This window comes from Clostridium sp. CCUG 7971, assembly GCF_017590215.1.
Taxonomy (GTDB): domain Bacteria; phylum Bacillota; class Clostridia; order Peptostreptococcales; family Peptostreptococcaceae; genus Faecalimicrobium.
On record NZ_JAFFPK010000139.1, the window covers coordinates 1 to 17701 of the forward strand.

At 27.5% G+C, this 17701-nt stretch carries 19 protein-coding genes; 18 read left to right on the forward strand and 1 reads right to left on the reverse strand.

Features of this window, described 5'->3' with window-relative positions; translation table 11 throughout:
- Nucleotides 1–121 precede the first annotated feature (121 nt).
- The 10 genes from JWF52_RS16160 to JWF52_RS16205 all read left to right on the forward strand — a co-directional run bounded on the left by JWF52_RS16160 (nt 122) and on the right by JWF52_RS16205 (nt 8616).
- Nucleotides 122–1318, forward strand: coding sequence for a MalY/PatB family protein (locus JWF52_RS16160; RefSeq protein WP_208334547.1), 1197 nt, complete (start codon nt 122–124; stop codon nt 1316–1318).
- Nucleotides 1319–1410: 92 nt separating this feature from the next.
- Nucleotides 1411–1584 (forward strand): Na+/H+ antiporter NhaC family protein, encoded by a 174-nt coding sequence (locus JWF52_RS16165; protein WP_208334548.1) that lies wholly within the window; start codon nt 1411–1413, stop codon nt 1582–1584.
- A gap of 102 nt (nt 1585–1686) precedes the next feature.
- A complete protein-coding gene (locus tag JWF52_RS16170; RefSeq protein ID WP_208334549.1) occupies nt 1687–1989 on the forward strand; it encodes a PTS sugar transporter subunit IIABC family protein in 303 nt (100 codons plus the stop codon).
- Between the two features lie 270 nt (nt 1990–2259).
- Nucleotides 2260–3594: a magnesium transporter gene (gene mgtE, locus JWF52_RS16175; RefSeq protein WP_208334550.1), complete on the forward strand. Its 1335-nt coding sequence runs from the start codon at nt 2260–2262 to the stop codon at nt 3592–3594.
- A 72-nt stretch (nt 3595–3666) separates the two neighbouring features.
- Nucleotides 3667–4779 carry an FtsW/RodA/SpoVE family cell cycle protein gene (locus JWF52_RS16180; protein ID WP_208334551.1) on the forward strand — a complete coding sequence of 371 codons (1113 nt, stop codon included), beginning with the start codon at nt 3667–3669 and terminating at the stop codon, nt 4777–4779.
- Between the two features lie 15 nt (nt 4780–4794).
- Complete coding sequence (locus JWF52_RS16185) at nt 4795–5472, forward strand: response regulator transcription factor (RefSeq protein WP_208334552.1); 678 nt, start codon at nt 4795–4797, stop codon at nt 5470–5472.
- Nucleotides 5462–6874, forward strand: a complete 1413-nt coding sequence (locus JWF52_RS16190) for a sensor histidine kinase (RefSeq protein WP_286184230.1) — start codon at nt 5462–5464, stop codon at nt 6872–6874. Before JWF52_RS16185 ends, JWF52_RS16190 begins: the two co-directional genes overlap by 11 nt.
- Nucleotides 6875–6954: 80 nt before the next feature.
- Nucleotides 6955–7233 (forward strand): hypothetical protein, encoded by a 279-nt coding sequence (locus JWF52_RS16195; RefSeq protein ID WP_208334553.1) that lies wholly within the window; start codon nt 6955–6957, stop codon nt 7231–7233.
- Nucleotides 7234–7465: 232 nt separating this feature from the next.
- Complete coding sequence (locus JWF52_RS16200) at nt 7466–8299, forward strand: metallophosphoesterase (protein WP_208334554.1); 834 nt, start codon at nt 7466–7468, stop codon at nt 8297–8299.
- 62 nt (nt 8300–8361) lie between these two features.
- A complete protein-coding gene (locus JWF52_RS16205; protein ID WP_286184231.1) occupies nt 8362–8616 on the forward strand; it encodes a hypothetical protein in 255 nt (84 codons plus the stop codon).
- Nucleotides 8617–8624: 8 nt separating this feature from the next.
- Here JWF52_RS16205 and JWF52_RS16210 read toward each other — a convergent pair whose 3' ends face one another.
- The gene (locus JWF52_RS16210; RefSeq protein ID WP_353654965.1) at nt 8625–9026 is read right to left on the reverse strand and encodes a MarR family winged helix-turn-helix transcriptional regulator; all 402 of its coding nucleotides are present in this window, start codon (nt 9024–9026) and stop codon (nt 8625–8627) included.
- A 320-nt stretch (nt 9027–9346) separates the two neighbouring features.
- Between JWF52_RS16210 and JWF52_RS16215 the strand changes: the two genes are divergently transcribed.
- The 8 genes from JWF52_RS16215 to JWF52_RS16250 all read left to right on the forward strand — a co-directional run bounded on the left by JWF52_RS16215 (nt 9347) and on the right by JWF52_RS16250 (nt 17687).
- Nucleotides 9347–11500 (forward strand): ABC transporter ATP-binding protein, encoded by a 2154-nt coding sequence (locus JWF52_RS16215; RefSeq protein ID WP_208334556.1) that lies wholly within the window; start codon nt 9347–9349, stop codon nt 11498–11500.
- A gap of 1 nt (nt 11501) precedes the next feature.
- Nucleotides 11502–13361 (forward strand): ABC transporter ATP-binding protein, encoded by a 1860-nt coding sequence (locus JWF52_RS16220; protein WP_208334557.1) that lies wholly within the window; start codon nt 11502–11504, stop codon nt 13359–13361.
- A gap of 272 nt (nt 13362–13633) precedes the next feature.
- Entirely contained in the window at nt 13634–13963 is a 330-nt protein-coding gene (locus JWF52_RS16225; RefSeq protein WP_208334558.1) for a PadR family transcriptional regulator, read from the forward strand.
- Between the two features lie 3 nt (nt 13964–13966).
- The gene (locus tag JWF52_RS16230) at nt 13967–14722 is read left to right on the forward strand and encodes a permease prefix domain 1-containing protein (RefSeq protein ID WP_208334559.1); all 756 of its coding nucleotides are present in this window, start codon (nt 13967–13969) and stop codon (nt 14720–14722) included.
- Between the two features lie 456 nt (nt 14723–15178).
- Nucleotides 15179–15655 (forward strand): PTS galactosamine transporter subunit IIB, encoded by a 477-nt coding sequence (gene agaB / locus JWF52_RS16235; RefSeq protein ID WP_208334560.1) that lies wholly within the window; start codon nt 15179–15181, stop codon nt 15653–15655.
- Between the two features lie 14 nt (nt 15656–15669).
- Nucleotides 15670–16437, forward strand: a complete 768-nt coding sequence (locus tag JWF52_RS16240; protein WP_208334561.1) for a PTS mannose/fructose/sorbose/N-acetylgalactosamine transporter subunit IIC — start codon at nt 15670–15672, stop codon at nt 16435–16437.
- Nucleotides 16427–17275 (forward strand): PTS system mannose/fructose/sorbose family transporter subunit IID, encoded by an 849-nt coding sequence (locus JWF52_RS16245; protein ID WP_502711269.1) that lies wholly within the window; start codon nt 16427–16429, stop codon nt 17273–17275. Before JWF52_RS16240 ends, JWF52_RS16245 begins: the two co-directional genes overlap by 11 nt.
- 10 nt (nt 17276–17285) lie before the next feature.
- The gene (locus JWF52_RS16250; RefSeq protein ID WP_208334562.1) at nt 17286–17687 is read left to right on the forward strand and encodes a PTS sugar transporter subunit IIA; all 402 of its coding nucleotides are present in this window, start codon (nt 17286–17288) and stop codon (nt 17685–17687) included.
- Nucleotides 17688–17701 lie beyond the last annotated feature (14 nt).

Genomic DNA, 17701 nt, shown 5'->3' on the forward strand with positions numbered 1-17701 from the left:
TATTAAAATGAGTTTATTTTCATGTAATAAATTATAAAATAAACCCCATTTTTAAAGAATATAGACTAAAATATAATTAAAGTGATAAATGGAAAAATATAACAAATATGGAGGGGTATTAGTGAATTATAACTTTGATGAAATTATAGACCGTAGCAAAACTTACTCAGTGAAATATGATAATAGAAAAATTAAATTTAATAAAGAAGATGTAATTCCTTTATGGGTCGCAGATATGGATTTTAAAACTGCTAAGCCTATTATTGATTCAGTAATAGAAAGAGCAAATCATGGTGTTTTTGGATATACTTCAACACCAAAAGAATATTTTGAAGTAATTAAGAATTGGCAGTTAAAGAAAAATAATTGGAATATAGAGACAGAATATATGTCTAATGCTACTGGTGTAAAGACTATAATGAATCATTTTATGAGAGAATTTATACATGAAGGAGATAAGGTTATAATTCAGCCACCTGTTTATCACGGTTTTTTTAAAGCTGTTGAAAACTGGGATGGAGAGCTATTATATAATCCACTTAAACGAGTAGATGGAGATTACTACATGGACTATGAAGATTTAGAAAATAAAATTAAGGAAGGTGCTAAATTTTTAATACTTTGCAATCCTCATAATCCAGTTGGAAGAGTTTGGAGTAAAGAAGAACTCACAAAATTAGGTAATATATGTTTAGAAAATGATGTAATGATTATATCTGATGAGATACATTCAGATTTAATGCTTTGGGGAAATAAACACGTACCACTAGCATCTATATCAAAAGAAATTGCAGAAAATACAATAACTTGTATATCATCTACTAAAACATTTAATTTAGCAGGATTACAAGTTTCAACTACTATATTTCCAAACTTAGAAATGAAAGAAATATATGAAGATATGCAAGAACGATTAGATTCAAATAATATTAATACGATTAGTTTAGTAGCCAATATAGCTGCATATACTGAAGGTGAAGAATGGTTAGAACAAGTTTTAAAATATATAGAAGGAAATGTTGAATATATTATAGATTTTTGTGATAAAAATATACCGCAGATAAAACCGAATAGACCAGGTTGTACATATTTAATGTGGCTAGATTGTAAAGGTTTAAATTTAGATGAAGATGATTTAGTAGATTTCTTTATAAATGAAGCGAAAATAGGATTAAACGATGGTCGTGATTTTGGAATAGAAGGATCTGGATATATGAGACTTAATGTAGCTTGTTCAAGGCTGTTATTAGAAAAAGCAATGAACCAATTAAAAGATGCTATTTCAAGAAAAGAAAATATTTTAGATAAAAATTTATAAATGAGTGAGTAAAATTATATATATTATAAATATAAGTATTAAGGCCAAGGAAGTATAGAAGTTTGTAAAATAGGTAAAGGTGAAATATATTGATGAGAACTATATCTGATACAGGAATTATAATTGCGCCGATTATACCATGGAACGTTAACTCAATAATTATACGTTTAGTTACAGGGGTATCATTCTTATCTTATGCTCCATATGCAGTACTTTGTTTTTTCTTTCCTATAATTACTATTTTATTAGCTATGAAAATAAAATAATTTACATAATATATGTAAGTTATTAATAATAGTTATTGACTTAATAAAGACAAAAATAAGATAATATAGAATGTAGTATAATAGATTAGAGAGGGAAAAAATATGAATAAAAGTATAGTAGCAGTATGTGAAAATGAAGCATGTGCAAGTGCACTTAGAGAAAGCGGGGAAGCTTTAGGAGTTAGAATAAGAACTGAGGTACAAAACGGTTCTAATATAATAAATGAACTTTCAATAGAAGAAATAAAGTCATCAATGGCAGTATTATTTGTTATAGATGGCACTGTAGAAGATATAGAAAAAATAGAAAGATTTATAGACTTTGAATATTACGAAGTAGAGCCTAAATTTGTTATGAATGACCCTAAAGCAGTGATAAATGAAATTGTATTAGATATAAACTAAATAAAATATTTTAAGCGTATTGATAAATTTATCAATACGCTTTTTTTAGTATAAAAACAATTATCCATATTTTCTCCATACTTTTTTTATATAATGAAAAATATGAAAAGGAGAGTGATCTTATGGATGATAGTTGGCAGCATTTAAATAAGTATCAAAAAATAAAATATTTTAAAGAGTTCATATGTATCACTACTAAACTTAAGTAAATTGAAACCTAATATAAATATAATTTAGTTTATGCTTATGAACTCTGATAAGGAGAAAATCATGGCAGAAAAAATAAGAGTATTAATACATGAAAATAAAATTATAGAGTTAAGTGAGTATCTGCAAAGTATGAAGCATGTAGATATAGCAAAGCGTATGATGGACTTAGAAACTGAGGACTTAATTTTGGTGTTTAGAATATTACCAAAAGATGCATCAGCAGAGGTTTTTTCATATTTAGATAAAGAATCTCAACAATATATTGTAGAAATAATTGCAGATAGTGAAGTGAGAGAAATAATTGAAAAGTTATTTTTAGATGATACGGTAGCTTTAATAGAAGAGCTGCCTGCTAATATAGTAAAAAAGGTTCTTAAAAATACTTCAATAGAAAAAAGAAAATTAATAAATCAATTTCTAAAGTATAATGAATCATCAGCAGGTTCTATAATGACAATAGAGTTTGTTGATTTAAAAGAAGAAATGACAGTAAAAGAAGCTATAAATCACACTAGAAAAACTGGATTAAATAAAGAAACAATAGATACATGTTTCGTAATAGATAACTATAGAAAGTTAAAAGGAACTATTACTATAAAAGATTTAATTTTAAGTGATGAAGATACTCTAATTTCAAATATAATGGATAAAAATACAATAAGTGTAAAAACATGTGAAGATCAAGAAAAAGTTGCTTCTTTATTTAAAGAGTACGACTTACTTTCAATGTCAGTAGTAGATAAAGAAGAAAGACTAGTAGGAATAATAACAATAGATGATATAGTGGATATTATTGAACAAGAAAATACTGAAGATTTTCAAAAGATGGCAGCTATAAAACCAAGTGAAGAAGCATATTTAAAAACATCAGTGTTGCAATTAGCAAAACATAGAGTAGTATGGCTTTTAGTTTTGATGATATCAGCTACTGTAACGGGTTCAATAATAAAAGAATTTGATGAAGTTATTCAATCAGTAGTTATACTAGCTGCATTTATACCTATGCTTATGGATACTGGTGGAAATGCCGGATCTCAGTCATCAACATTAATTATTAGAGGATTAGCACTTGGAGATATAAGTACAAAAGATTACTTAAAGGTAATGTATAAAGAATTTAGAGTAAGTTTAATTGTAGCATCAATACTTTCGACTGTTAATTTTTTAAGAATATATTTTTTAGAAAATACAGACATAATGATTACACTTACTGTATGTGGAAGTTTATTTTTTACTGTAATAATAGCAAAAGTTGTAGGAAGTATTTTACCTATTATAGCTAAAAAATTAAAATTAGATCCAGCTATAATGGCAAGTCCTCTTATAACAACAATAGTAGATGCATTTGCGTTAACTATATATTTTACACTAGCTAGATTATTTTTAGGAATATAATAAATTAAATTCAATTAAGCCTATGCATAAATTCTTTTATCATAGGCTTTTATTTTAGAAAGACGGGAAAACATGAACACTAAAAAATATAAAATAATAAAAGAATTAGATTTAAAACTTATACTTAGTATATTATCAATATTTATATTTGGGATAATAATTTTAAGTAGTGCAACGCATGCAAGAGATACAGGGAATTACAACAAGATAATTAAGCAAATAATAGCTTTTTCACTAGCTGTTATTTTAATATTGGTTACACTAATGATTAACTACAATACTTTAGGTAAAAACTATAAAGCTTTTTATATAGCTAGTATAATACTATTATTAATAATATGGGTTCCGGGTCTTGGAAAAGTCCAGGAAGGTTCAAGAAGGTGGATAAAACTAGGTCCACTATACCTTCAAACATCTGAATTGGTAAAGATTACTTTTACCATAAGTTATGCTAAAATAGTTGAAAAAAGAAGAGGAAAGTTAAATACAATAAAAGAATTAATTCCAGTAGTCATTTATGCCATGCCTATACTTGTATTAATGCTCATACAACCGGATTTAGGAGGAACAATAGTATTTGGATGTATAATATTTGGAATGTTATTTGTATCAGGGCTTAATATAGACATAATAAAAAAAGCATTTTTAGGATTAGTTATATTAGTTCCATTAATTTATATTTTTATGGCTCCGCACCAAAAAGTAAGGATACAGGCATTCCTACATCCAGATGATTTAAGTTATCCAGGAAATTATCAAGTAATTCAATCTATGATAGCAATAGGCTCTGGAGGTAGTAAAGGTAAAGGTCTTTATAATGGAACTCAAAATAATAGTAATTTTTTACCTGTGCAAGATAGCGATTTTATATTTGCTGTTATAGGAGAGGAACTTGGAATGATAGGTATGTTTATCATTATATTTTTATATATAATGTTTATTATAAGGATGATTAATATGGCAAGAGAGGCGAAAGATTTTTATGGAACATTAATAATAGTAGGCGTAACAAGTATGTTTACCTATCAAATTATACAAAATATAGGAATGACAATGGCATTAATACCTGTTACTGGTGTAACATTACCACTAATTAGCTATGGAGGAAGCTCTTTGGTTTCATCATTAGCTAGTTTAGGTCTAGTTTTAAATGTAGGGATGAGAAAGAGAAAAATTAATTTTTAGGAAGGAGATAATAACATGGCTAATATATTGCTTGTGGATGATGAACCTAAAATATGTGAATTTGTAAAAGCGTGTTTAGATGTAGAAAATTATAATACAGATGTTTCACATAACGGAAAAACTGCAATAGATTATTTTGATAATAATAATTATGATGTTGTAATATTAGATAGAATGCTACCAGATATAAGTGGAGAGAAAATATGTGAATATATAAGAGAAAAATCAGATACTCCAATAATAATGTTAACAGCAAAAATAGAAGATGAAGATAAAATAGATGGATTTAAATTAGGATGTGATGATTATATTTGTAAACCATTTAATGTAATAGAATTAGTTTACAGAGTAAAAGCTATCCTAAAAAGAAGTTTAGATTTAAAGGAAACCTCATCAATAAAATTTGGAGAAGAATTTGAATTAAGTAAACTTTCCCCGGAGTTAAAAATAAGAGGAAAGCAAATAGGACTTACTCTCACTGAGTATAAAATATTACTAAGACTTGCATCTAACCCAAAAAAGACATATACAAGAGAAGAACTTTTAGAAAATACAAATGAGAGTTATTACGAAAAAATAGATAGAGTTATAGATAGCCATATAAAAAATTTACGCCAAAAGATAGAAATTGATTCAAGTAGCCCTAAAATTATACAAACTGTATATGGAATAGGATACAAATTTGGATTATAAAACTAAGTCAATAAACGGAAAAATAATTAAAGCATTTACTATTATAATGCTATTAACTATTGTATCTATAAAAATATTTGTAGTTATGACTTTTGAAAATGGGTTTAGAGAATATGTGGATGATAGCAATAAAGCAGAAGTAGAACACCTTATTTTTGATTTAAAAAGTGTGTATAAAGATAATAATTGGGATATAGAAACTATAAAAGCTTTAGGAGAAGATGCTATTAGAAAGGGAATAGCTCTTGAAATATATGATAAAAATAAAAAATTAGTATGGAGTATCTTTGAAGATGAAAAAATATTATCTAACGAAACATTAAACGAAATAAGTAAAAATATGCAAAGTATAGATAATACTTGGAATAATAAATTCAGTGAGTATGAAATTACCGTTTACGATGATAATGGAAATGTAGCTGGATACCCATATATAGGGCATTATGCATCTACATATTATATGAAAAATGATATGGAATTTTTTCATGATATGAATAAGATAATTATAATTATAGCTATTATATCTATAGGAAGTATTGTAATTATATCTTTTATAATATCTAAATCTATATCAAATCCTATAGCCAAGGTATCAAAAATGGCTAAAGATATAGAAAAGGGCAACTATAAAGATGATATAGATTATAAAAGTAATATAGATGAAGTGGATGAACTTATAAATTCTATAAATAAGCTAGGATATGAATTAAGCGAGCAAGAAAATTTAAGAAAAAGGCTGACTACAGATATAGCGCATGAACTTAGAACACCTTTAACAAGTATAAAGGGGCATTTAGACCTTATAATAGCTGGAATATGGGAACCATCAAAAGAAAGATTAGTAAGCATAAATGAAGAAGTATCTAGAATCACAAAGTTAGTAGAAGGTCTTAGAAACCTAGCTAAATTTGATAGTGAAAAAAATAATTTAGAAAAAGAAAAAATAAATATAAAAGATTTAATAACAAATATAGTATATAATTACGAAGGCAAGGCATTAGAAAAAAATATAAAATTAGATTATGATCTTGAAGATATATATATATTTATAGATAAAAGACAATTCTCTCAAGTAATTATAAATTTATTATCTAATGCAATTAAGTATACAAACTCCAATGGAAATATTAAAATAAAAAATTATATAAAGGATTCTAGTATAAATATATCTATAAAAGATAATGGGATAGGAATACCTGAAAAAGATATAAATCATATATTTGAGCGTTTTTATAGAGTAGATGAATCTAGGAGTAAAGAAACAGGTGGTATTGGTGTCGGTCTTACTATATCAAAATCAATAGTAAAATTACATAGTGGAGATATAATTGTAAATAGTGAAGTAGATAAAGAAACTGAATTTATTATTAAATTACCGATAAAAAAGGTATCAACTAATTAAAATAGTTGATACCTTTTTTATAATATATCTGTTTTATGGATAAAATGTATAATATAAATCTTAAGGAGGATAAGTTAAATATGGAAACGAAGTTTGAAAATAGAAAAATGATAATAGAATACATAGAAAAAAATAGTGATGTTATAAAAGATAAAAGTTATATATTTAAAGTAAGTATAAAGGATTTTGATACACCTAATTTAAATATTGAGTATGATTCTAGTGAAGATACTATAGTAAGAACTTGGATTGAAGAAGATGTTGCAAATATTCCTAAAAGTCATGTTGTGCATAAGATATTTAGTTTAATAGAATATGAAGTAGTAGAAGTAATAAAATTTATGATAAAACACATATAAATACTGATAAGTTAACAAAAATATGTAGATAAGTCTGAAAATTGTGGACAATTTTATGAAAACGTATTCAAAACTATCCTGAAAAGGGTAGTTTTTTATATTAGAAAATATTGTATTTTGTATTATCTGTGGATAAATCAAAACTTTAACTAAATTAATTTATATTAGTAATCTAAATGTAATATATCTAGTATAAAATGTAATTATACAAAAATAGAAAGAAGTGACAGATATGAAAATAATAAAAAAAATTTTTACATTTATATTAATAACACTAGTAATTGTAACATCACTTTTAGTTTACATGGCAAAGATAGAACCTAATATGCTAATAGCTAAAAACTATAATATTAATATTAATGAAAATAAAGAAGCAAAGAATATAAAAATAGTTCAGTTTACAGATACTCAACTAGGTGAATTTTATTCTTTAAGTCAATTAGAAAAAGCGGTAAAGAAAATTAATAAACAAAATCCAGATATTGTATTGTTTACGGGAGATCTAATTGATAAAGCAAGTCAGTATAAAGATATAGATAAAGTAACTTCAATAATGTCTAATATAAATTCTAAACTAGGTAAGTATTCAGTATGGGGGAATCATGATTATGGTAGTGGAGGCCATAAGTATTATGAGAACATAATGATTAAGTCAGGATTTAAAATACTTGTAAATGAAACAGTATCTATTCCTATAAATAAAGATAAAAATATTACTATATCAGGCCTAGATGAAGTTATGTTTGGGAAACCAGATGCAAAATCTATAGAAAAAAAAATAAATAACAATGATATAAATATATTAATGTTACACGAGCCAGATTTAATTAGTGAGTTTGACTATTCAAATATAGATCTAGCAGTTGCTGGCCATAGCCATGGAGGTCAAGTAGCACTTCCATTTATAGGAGCTATAATTACACCTCCATTTGGAGAAAAATACACGAAAGGCTTCTATGAAATAAACGATAGAACAAAGTTATATGTTAATTCAGGTTTAGGGAATACAAGATCACCTTTTAGATTAATGAATATACCCGAAATATCAGTATTTAATGTTGAATAAAGAACAAATAAATCACATTATGTTATAGTCCAGAATAGAATGTATTAGAAGAGGTGACAAATTTGAAAAATTCTCAAAATACAGGAAAATCTTTCTGGACGCATTTTTCAAGCGTTAGAAAAACAATTGCATTATTATTGACAGTTGTTTTTTGTTATTTAAGTATAAAAGGAAAAATAACTCAAGACCAATTTATACCTATATTTAGTATGGTACTTGGATATTATTTTGGTAAGTCTACTGCTTTGGATAATATACCCAATCCTAGTAAAGATAATAAAAATAATGATATAAATAATAATAATGTAAAAAATTAAGCTCAGAATTATTCTTCTGAGCTTAATTCCATTAAAACCTCTTTTAAATTTTCTAAAGATGTACCAAGTTTAATAAGTTGACTATCTGATAAAGTTGAAAGTCTTACTTTTAAAGCATCTTTAGCATGCTTAAATTTTTCATCTAGATATTGATGACCTTTTTGTGTTAATTCAATATTAATAATTCTACGGTCTTTCTTATCGGGAATTCTCTCCACCATTTCCTCATCAATAAGCTTATTAATAAGTTTAGTCATATTAGGTGTAGAAATTAGAAGCTTTTTACCAATTTCTGATATAGGCAACATTCCTTTTTCCTTTAAAACAGCCATTATTTGAAAATGAGAATGATTTAATTTTTCAGGTGAAAGATTACAATCATTTTTTGTAAATAATTTTTTTTGAATAATGGCATTATAGTTATAAAGTTTTGAACTATATTTTCTAGCTTAGTATCATTCATTTACCTTACCCTCCATAAAAAATATAAGTGACATTTATTAGTATAAATTAATAGAATAAATTTAGTGACCAAGAAAATAATATATATATTATTGACTTTTTTTAAAAAACATATATACTTAAAAAGTATAATAGTTAAAAAGTATAACTATTAAAAAATATAACTATATTAACTATTATACAACAAATTTTATTAAATTGTAAAATTTATAATTTAAAGTTATTTAAGTTATTAAAAATATTTAACAATGTGGAGGAGGAATGATTAATGTTTAAAGTTCTTAAATACTTAAAACCATTTGTGTTATCAATTATAACAGTAGTTGCACTTTTAGTTGTGCAAGCAGTATGTGATCTTTCATTACCAGATTATACATCAAAAATTGTTAATGTTGGTATTCAGCAAAATGGTATAGAAAATGCAGTACCAAAAGAAATTCGTAAAAGTGAATTGAACAAACTTATGATTTTCATGACAGATAGTGAAAAAAGTAAAATCGAAAAAAATTATGTTTTATCACAAGATGATAAAGCTATTTATGATTTAAACACAAAAGATAAAGAAACAATAGATGAACTTAACTCTATAATAAGTAAATCTATAATGACAGTTTCAGCTCTTGATATGGCAAATAAAGAAGGAAAAATACCTAATGTTCCAAAAGGTACGGATATATGGACTATTATTCCTAAAATGCCACAAAATCAAATAAATGAGATGAAAAAAGGAATCGATGAAAAACTAGAAAATTTAGATGAAAATATGTTAACTCAATCATCAATTTATTACGTTAAAAGTGAATATGAAAAAATTGGAATAGACACAGAAAAACTACAAACTAATTACATACTTACTTCAGGAGCTAAAATGCTAGGTATAGCACTTATAAGTATGGCAGCAACAGTAACTGTAGGATTTTTAGCAGCTAGAGTAGCAGCAGGAATGGGTAAAAATCTTCGTAAAGATGTGTTTAGAAAAGTTGTAGGATTTTCAAATACAGAATTTGATAAATTTTCAACTGCATCTTTAATAACTCGTAGTACTAATGACATTCAACAAATACAAACATTCATGGTTTTATTAGTTAGAATGGTATTTTACGCTCCAATACTAGGTATAGGTGGAGTAATTAAGATATTAAATACTGATACATCTATGGCATGGATAATAGGTGTTGCAGTGGTAGCTATATTATCATTTGTAAGTGTATTATTTGCATTAGCAATACCTAGATTTAAAATAGTTCAAAAACTTGTTGATAAATTAAACCTAGTAACACGTGAATCGCTTACAGGGATGTTAGTTATTCGTGCATTTGGTACTCAAAAAACTGAAGAAAAGAGATTTGATGAGACAAATGAAATGCTTAGAAAAACAAATACATTTGTTAATCGTATAATGGCTTTAATGATGCCTACTATGATGCTTATTATGAATGTAATAACAGTTATAATAGTATGGTCAGGAGCTCACCAAATAGATGCTGGGAATATGCAAGTTGGAGATATGATGGCATTTATACAATATGCAATGCAAATTATAATGTCATTCTTAATGTTAACAATGTTATCAGTTATATTACCTCGTGCATCTGTATCAGCTGGACGTATAGGAGAAGTTTTAGAAACCAATGTAGTTATAGATGACCCTAAAAATCCTAAAGGATTTAATAAAGAAGAATACGGAAATGTTGAATTTAAAAATGTATCATTTAAATATCCAGATGCTGAACATAATGTTTTAACTAATATAAACTTTATGGCAAAGCCTGGTGAAACAACAGCCTTCATAGGAAGTACTGGTAGTGGTAAGTCAACACTTATAAACTTAATACCTCGTTTCTTTGATACATCTGAAGGTGAAGTATTAGTAAATGGTGTAAATGTTAAAGATATAAACCAACATGAATTAAGAGATGAAATAGGATATGTTCCACAAAAAGGAGTACTATTCTCAGGAACAATTGAAAGTAATATAAAATATGGAGTGGAAAACTTAAGTCAAGATGAATTAGAAAAAGCAGCTGATATAGCTCAAGCTATGGAGTTTATAGATAACAAACCAGATAAATTCCAAACAGAGATATCACAAGGTGGTACAAATGTATCAGGAGGTCAAAAACAAAGACTTTCTATAGCTCGTGCTCTTGCAAAAAATCCAAAGATACTAATATTTGACGATAGTTTCTCAGCTCTAGATTTAAAAACTGATGCAGCTCTTCGTAAAAAATTAAAGGAAGAGATACATAATAGTACAATGCTTATAGTTGCTCAAAGAGTAAGTACTATTATGAATGCTGACCAAATAATAGTTCTTGATGAAGGTAATATGGTAGGAATCGGGACGCATGAAGAGCTTATGAAAAATTGTGAAGTATATAATCAGATTGCAGAGTCTCAGCTTTCAAAGGAGGAATTATAAAATGAATCCAAAGAGTAATTCAAGAAAAATGGGTCCAGGTGGACCAGGTGGACCTATGGGAGCAATGGCAGGAGTAAGTAAAGCTAAAGACTTCAAAGGCACAATGAAAAAATTAATACAACATTTAAAACCGTATAAAATAGCGATGGTACTTGTTGTAATATTTGCAATAGGTAGTGCAGCATTTAACATAGTAGGACCGAAGATACTTGGAAATGCAACTACAGCTATATTTGAAGGTTTAGTTAATAAAATAAGTGGCTCAGGAAATGGTATAGATTTTGGATATATAGGAAGAATCTTATCAATGTTAGTAGGATTATATGTTATAAGTGCATTATTCTCATTTGTTCAAACATTTGTAACATCAGATATATCACAAAAAGTGTCTTATAATTTGAGAAAAGAAATATCAGAAAAAATTAATAAATTACCTTTAAATTACTTTGATAAAACTACAAATGGAGAAGTTTTATCTAGAGTGACTAATGACGTTGATGCAATAAGTCAAAACTTAAACCAAGTTTTATCTCAAATGATAACAGCAGCTACAACTATTATAGGTGTGTTAATAATGATGTTATCAATAAGTGTGAGTATGACTATTGCAAGTTTAGTTATAATACCACTTTCATTAATATTTATAATGTTAGTAGTAAAAAAATCACAAAAATACTTTAAAGAACAACAAGAATATTTAGGTAGTACTAATGGTCATGTAGAAGAAATCTATAGTGGACACAATATAATGAAGGCATTCAATGGAGAAGAAAAAGCTATAAATGAGTTTGAAGATATAAATGAAAAACTTTATAATTCGGCGTGGAAATCTCAATTCTTATCAGGAATGATGATGCCAATAATGACATTTATAGGTAACCTAGGTTATGTTATAGTAGCTATAATGGGTGGATATCTTGCTATAAAGAAAACTATCCAAGTTGGGGATATACTATCTTTCATACAATACACAAGATCATTTATGCAACCTATAGCACAAACAGCTCAAATATCTAATGTTATGCAAGCAACAGCAGCAGCAGCAGAAAGAGTATTTGAATTTTTAGAAGAAGAAGAGGAAGCTAAAGATACGACTAATCCTTTATCTACTGAAAATGTAAAAGGTGAAGTTGAATTTAAAGATGTTCATTTTGGATATGATGAAGATAAAATAATAATAAATGACTTCTCAGCTAAGATAAAGCCTGGCCAAAAAGTTGCAATAGTTGGACCTACAGGTGCAGGTAAAACAACGGTTGTTAAGCTACTTATGAGATTCTATGAATTAAATAGTGGTAAAATATTAGTAGATGGTCACGATATTAAAGATTTTACTCGTAATGATTTAAGAGATATGTTTGGTATGGTACTACAAGATACATGGTTATTTAATGGTAGTATGATGGAAAACATAAGATATGGTAGATTAGAAGCAACAGATAAAGAAGTTATAGAGGCATCTAAATTAGCACATGCAGACCACTTTATAAAAACTTTATCAGAAGGATATAAAACTGAAGTTAATGAAGAAGCAAACAATATATCTCAAGGACAAAAGCAATTGTTAACAATTGCTAGAGCTATACTTTCAGACCCTAAAATATTAATATTAGATGAAGCAACAAGTTCAGTTGATACTCGTACAGAAGTGTTAATACAACAAGCTATGGAAAATCTTATGAAAGGTAGAACTAGTTTCATAATAGCACATAGACTATCAACTATTAGAAATGCAGATATTATTTTAGTAATGAAAGATGGAGATATAATAGAACAAGGAAGCCATGAAGAATTACTAAAGGCTAAAGGATTCTATTATGATTTATATAATAGTCAGTTTGAAGAAGGCGAAGCATCTTAAAATACAATAAATAAAAAATACCCAAATTAAAGTAAATTTTAATTTGGGTATTTTTTTACTCTTTTTAACTTTCATTTTAATACTTATATCCATATTGAAGTTTTATAAAAAAATAATATTAATTGAAGTTGGAGTTTATATCATTTTCCTTTACTGTAAAGCTTGAAAATATATTCTAATAAAATTCATCATTGCAATACGAGGTATTATAATTTATTATATTTATATAACTACATCGTAAAGTGAGGTATTAAATAAAAGGAGGTGATATTATGGAATTGAACAAGGAAGTTTTAAAAGGTCATATAGATACTTTGATATTAGCAATTTTAGATGAAAAGGACTCTTATGGTTATGAAATTGCAAAAATAGTCAGGGAAAAAACAACTTTTGAATTAAAAGATGGAACAATGTATGTATCTCTTAAAAGGCTTGAATCTAAAGGATTGATAAAATCTTACTGGGGAAATGAACAAGGAGCAGGGAGTAGAAGAAAGTATTACAATATAACTGATGAAGGAAAAGAAGCTTTAGATATAAAGGTAAAAGAATGGAACTTTGTACAAAATATTATGAATCAATTTTTAAAGGGGAGGTTATAAAATATGAAAATAATAGATGAATATTTAAATTCTTTATATACAAATGATAAAAGCAAGGAAATAAAAGAATTAAAAGAAGAATTAAAAGAGCATTTAGTGACATCAACTAATGAATTTATTGCTAAGGGATACTCAGAAGAAGATGCACAATTTCAAGCTATAAACCAATTTGATGATGGAACAGAGATGTTAAAGGATTTACATAAAGCTCTTAATGAAAGTAAAAAGGATAATGAAAAATTAAATAAAAAATTCATAAATATATTTAGAAATTTTTTTATAATATCATTAATAGTAGGGCTTGCAACTATGGTTTATGGTAAGGAATTACTTGATAAATTAGAGTATATACAATATAGTCTACGTGGAGAGATTTATGAATCAGGAATTGATAAAAGAATAGATAAGCCAGAAACATATAAAAAGCAAATTGAAAATATATTAAAAGATAAAGACTTTAAATATGTAAGATATTTAGAGATTACTCCAGATTCAGATAAGAAACCTGTTTATAGATACAATGATAATTCAAATCAAACTCAATCTATAGCTATAAGGGGTACTGACATAGGGTCTTTAAATAAAAATGGGAAAAGGGGAAGTTTTGAAGTTGGAATAGATTATAGACCTGTTTTGAGAATTGGAAACTTTTCTAATGGAGTTTTTTATGTTGGGATAATTTCTTTAATTACTTATATAGTTTTACTAGTGAGATACAAAATTAAATTTAAAAAAACTTTAATTTATAAAAAACTTTAATATATATTTAATTTTGGGTTAATTAATTTTGAAGGGAAAATATTACTTATGAAAAAGGAAGTATTACTTGGGGCATTAGGTATATCTACATTATTCAAGCTAACTTATTTAAATAATTAATTTTAGCTTATGATAGAAAGAGGGTATCGTATTTTACGATACCCTCTTTAATTTGTTTATTTTTTATAATGGATCTATTTTTTCTTTTAAATTAAAAAAATTTATTATAAAGTCAAATTTTTATTATAAAGTCAAAATTACTTTCATATAATTTATTAAAGTAATTCAATGATTACATAACTTAAATAACTTAAATAGTTAACGCAAAATTATAAAGCAGAAGAATGAAACTATAAATACATTCATTTATTAGATAACTACAATTAAGTTATAAAAAGTAAGGAAATATAAAGAAAGAAAACGATTTCTAATAATTTTTAACAAGGGGTGGAGATTATGCCAAATATAGTATTAACAAGAATTGATAACAGATTAATCCATGGTCAAGTAGCAACAATGTGGTCTTCAAGCGTTGGAGCAAATTTATTATTAGTTGCAAATGATGAAGTTTCAACTAATGAATTTAGGCAGGGACTTATGGATATGGCAGCACCGAGTTTTGCTCAAACAAGATATTTTTCAATAGAAAAGACTATAAATATAATTGATAGAGCAAGTGAGGCTCAACACATAGCTATAATATGTGAAAATCCACAAGATGTGGTCAGATTAGTTGAGGGTGGTGTGCCTATAAAAAAAGTCAACATAGGAAATATGCATATGGCAGAAGGCAAAAGACAAGTATCAAAAGCTGTGTGTGTAGATGATAACGATGTAGCTGCATTTAAACGCCTTAGAGAATTAGGAGTAGAGCTAGAAATCAGGAGAGTTCCAAGTGAATCTTCTGAGAATATAGATGAATTATTCAAATAAGGGGGGAAGTATTTATGGAATTAAGTTTTATCCAAATTGGTCTTATTTTAATCGTAACAATGATAGCAGCAATAGACCAGTTCAACTTCTTAGAGTCTTTATATAGACCTATAATAGTTGGGCCAATAATAGGTGCTATCATGGGGGATTTACAAACAGGTCTTATAGTTGGTGGTTCTTATGAACTTATGATGATAGGTGCAATGCCAGTAGGTGGAGCACAACCACCAAATGCAGTTATAGGTGGAATAATGGCAACAGTATTTGCAGTACAATCAGGACTTGATACTTCAGCTGCACTACCACTTGCAATACCATTTGCATTACTTGGTCAATATGCAGTAACAGCACTATTTACAGTAATGTCACCTTTAATGGGGTTATGTGATAAAGCTGCTAATGAAGCAAACCCAGGAGGAATAGATAAAGTAAACTATATGGCAATGGGAATATTAGCAGTATCTTTTGCTTTAATAGTTTTAGCTGGATTACTATCAGGCCAAGCGATAGGAGAAACTTTAACAAAAGTATTACCTTTATGGGTTTGGGATGGATTAACTGCATCTGGTAAAATGATGCCAGCACTAGGATTTGCAATGTTACTTAAGGTCATGCTAAGTAAAGAATATGCAATATTTATGGTATTAGGATTTGTATTAGTAGCATATGGAAAATTACCATTATTAGCAGTAGCTATGGTAGGTATAGCAGCAGCAGTTTATGACTTCCACGTAAGTATGAAAACTAAAAATACAGGAGGAGGTATAGGAGATGGCATCTAATACAGAAGCAATGATGAGAGGTCAAAGTGAATATATTGATAAGACTGAAGCACAGACTCTTGACAATAAAACTTTAAACCAAATGGCATGGAGATCTATGTTTTTACAAGCATCATTTAACTATGAAAGAATGCAAGCTGGTGGATGGTTATATTCTATACTTCCAGGGCTTAAAAAAATACACAAAAATAAAGATGACTTGTCAACTTCAATGAAACATAATATGGAGTTCTTTAACTGTCATCCGTTCTTAATAACATTTGTTATGGGTATAATAATATCTCTAGAACAAAAGAAAGCAGATGTTCAAACGATACGTGCTCTAAGAGTTGCAGCAATGGGACCTTTAGGAGGTATAGGGGATGCGATATTCTGGTTTACATTACTTCCAATAGCAGCAGGGATAGGGGCTAACCTTTCTCTTCAAGGTAGTATATTAGGACCAATTATATTCTTTGTAATGTTCAATGTGGTTCACTTAGGTCTTAGATTTGGACTTATGCATTGGTCTTACAAAGTTGGTGTTGAAGGTATAACTAAGCTTACTAAAAATGCTAAAGAGTTCACAAGAGCAGCTACAATATTAGGTATGATAGTTGTTGGATCATTAATAGCTTCTTATGTAGGTATAAATCTAGTTACTCCGGAGCATTTAAGTATGTCTGGAACAATTGACTTACAATCTATATTAGATTCTATAATGCCTTGTTTATTACCACTTGTAGTGACATTTGGTATGTATGGATTAGTTAAGAAGAATGTGTCTCCATTAGTTAATATATTAATATTAGTAGTAATTGGATTAATAGGAGCATATATAGGAGTATTTAAATTCTAGGAGGATACTAATGATTATAATAACAGGACATGGGCAGTTTGGGACTGGACTTAAAACTAGCCTGGACTTAATAGTTGGAGATCATAACTTTATAAAGCCAGTTGATTTTACAGAGGGAAAATCTCCAGAAAAATTAAAAGAAGAAATAAAAAGCATTGTAAAAGAAGATGATGGTAATGTATATATATTCACTGACTTAGTAGGAGGTACACCTTTTAAAGTAAGTAGTGAATTGACTTTAGAACATAATAATTTAGAAGTACTTTGTGGAACTAACTTGCCTATGCTTGTTGAAGCTACTATGATGGTATCTTTAGGATGTGATATTAATAGTGAATCAATAAAAGATGCAGGTATTAGTAGTATAAGACCTCAAGCAAAAACAGTAGTATTTGCAGATGATGGAATATAAAAAAGAACGCCAAT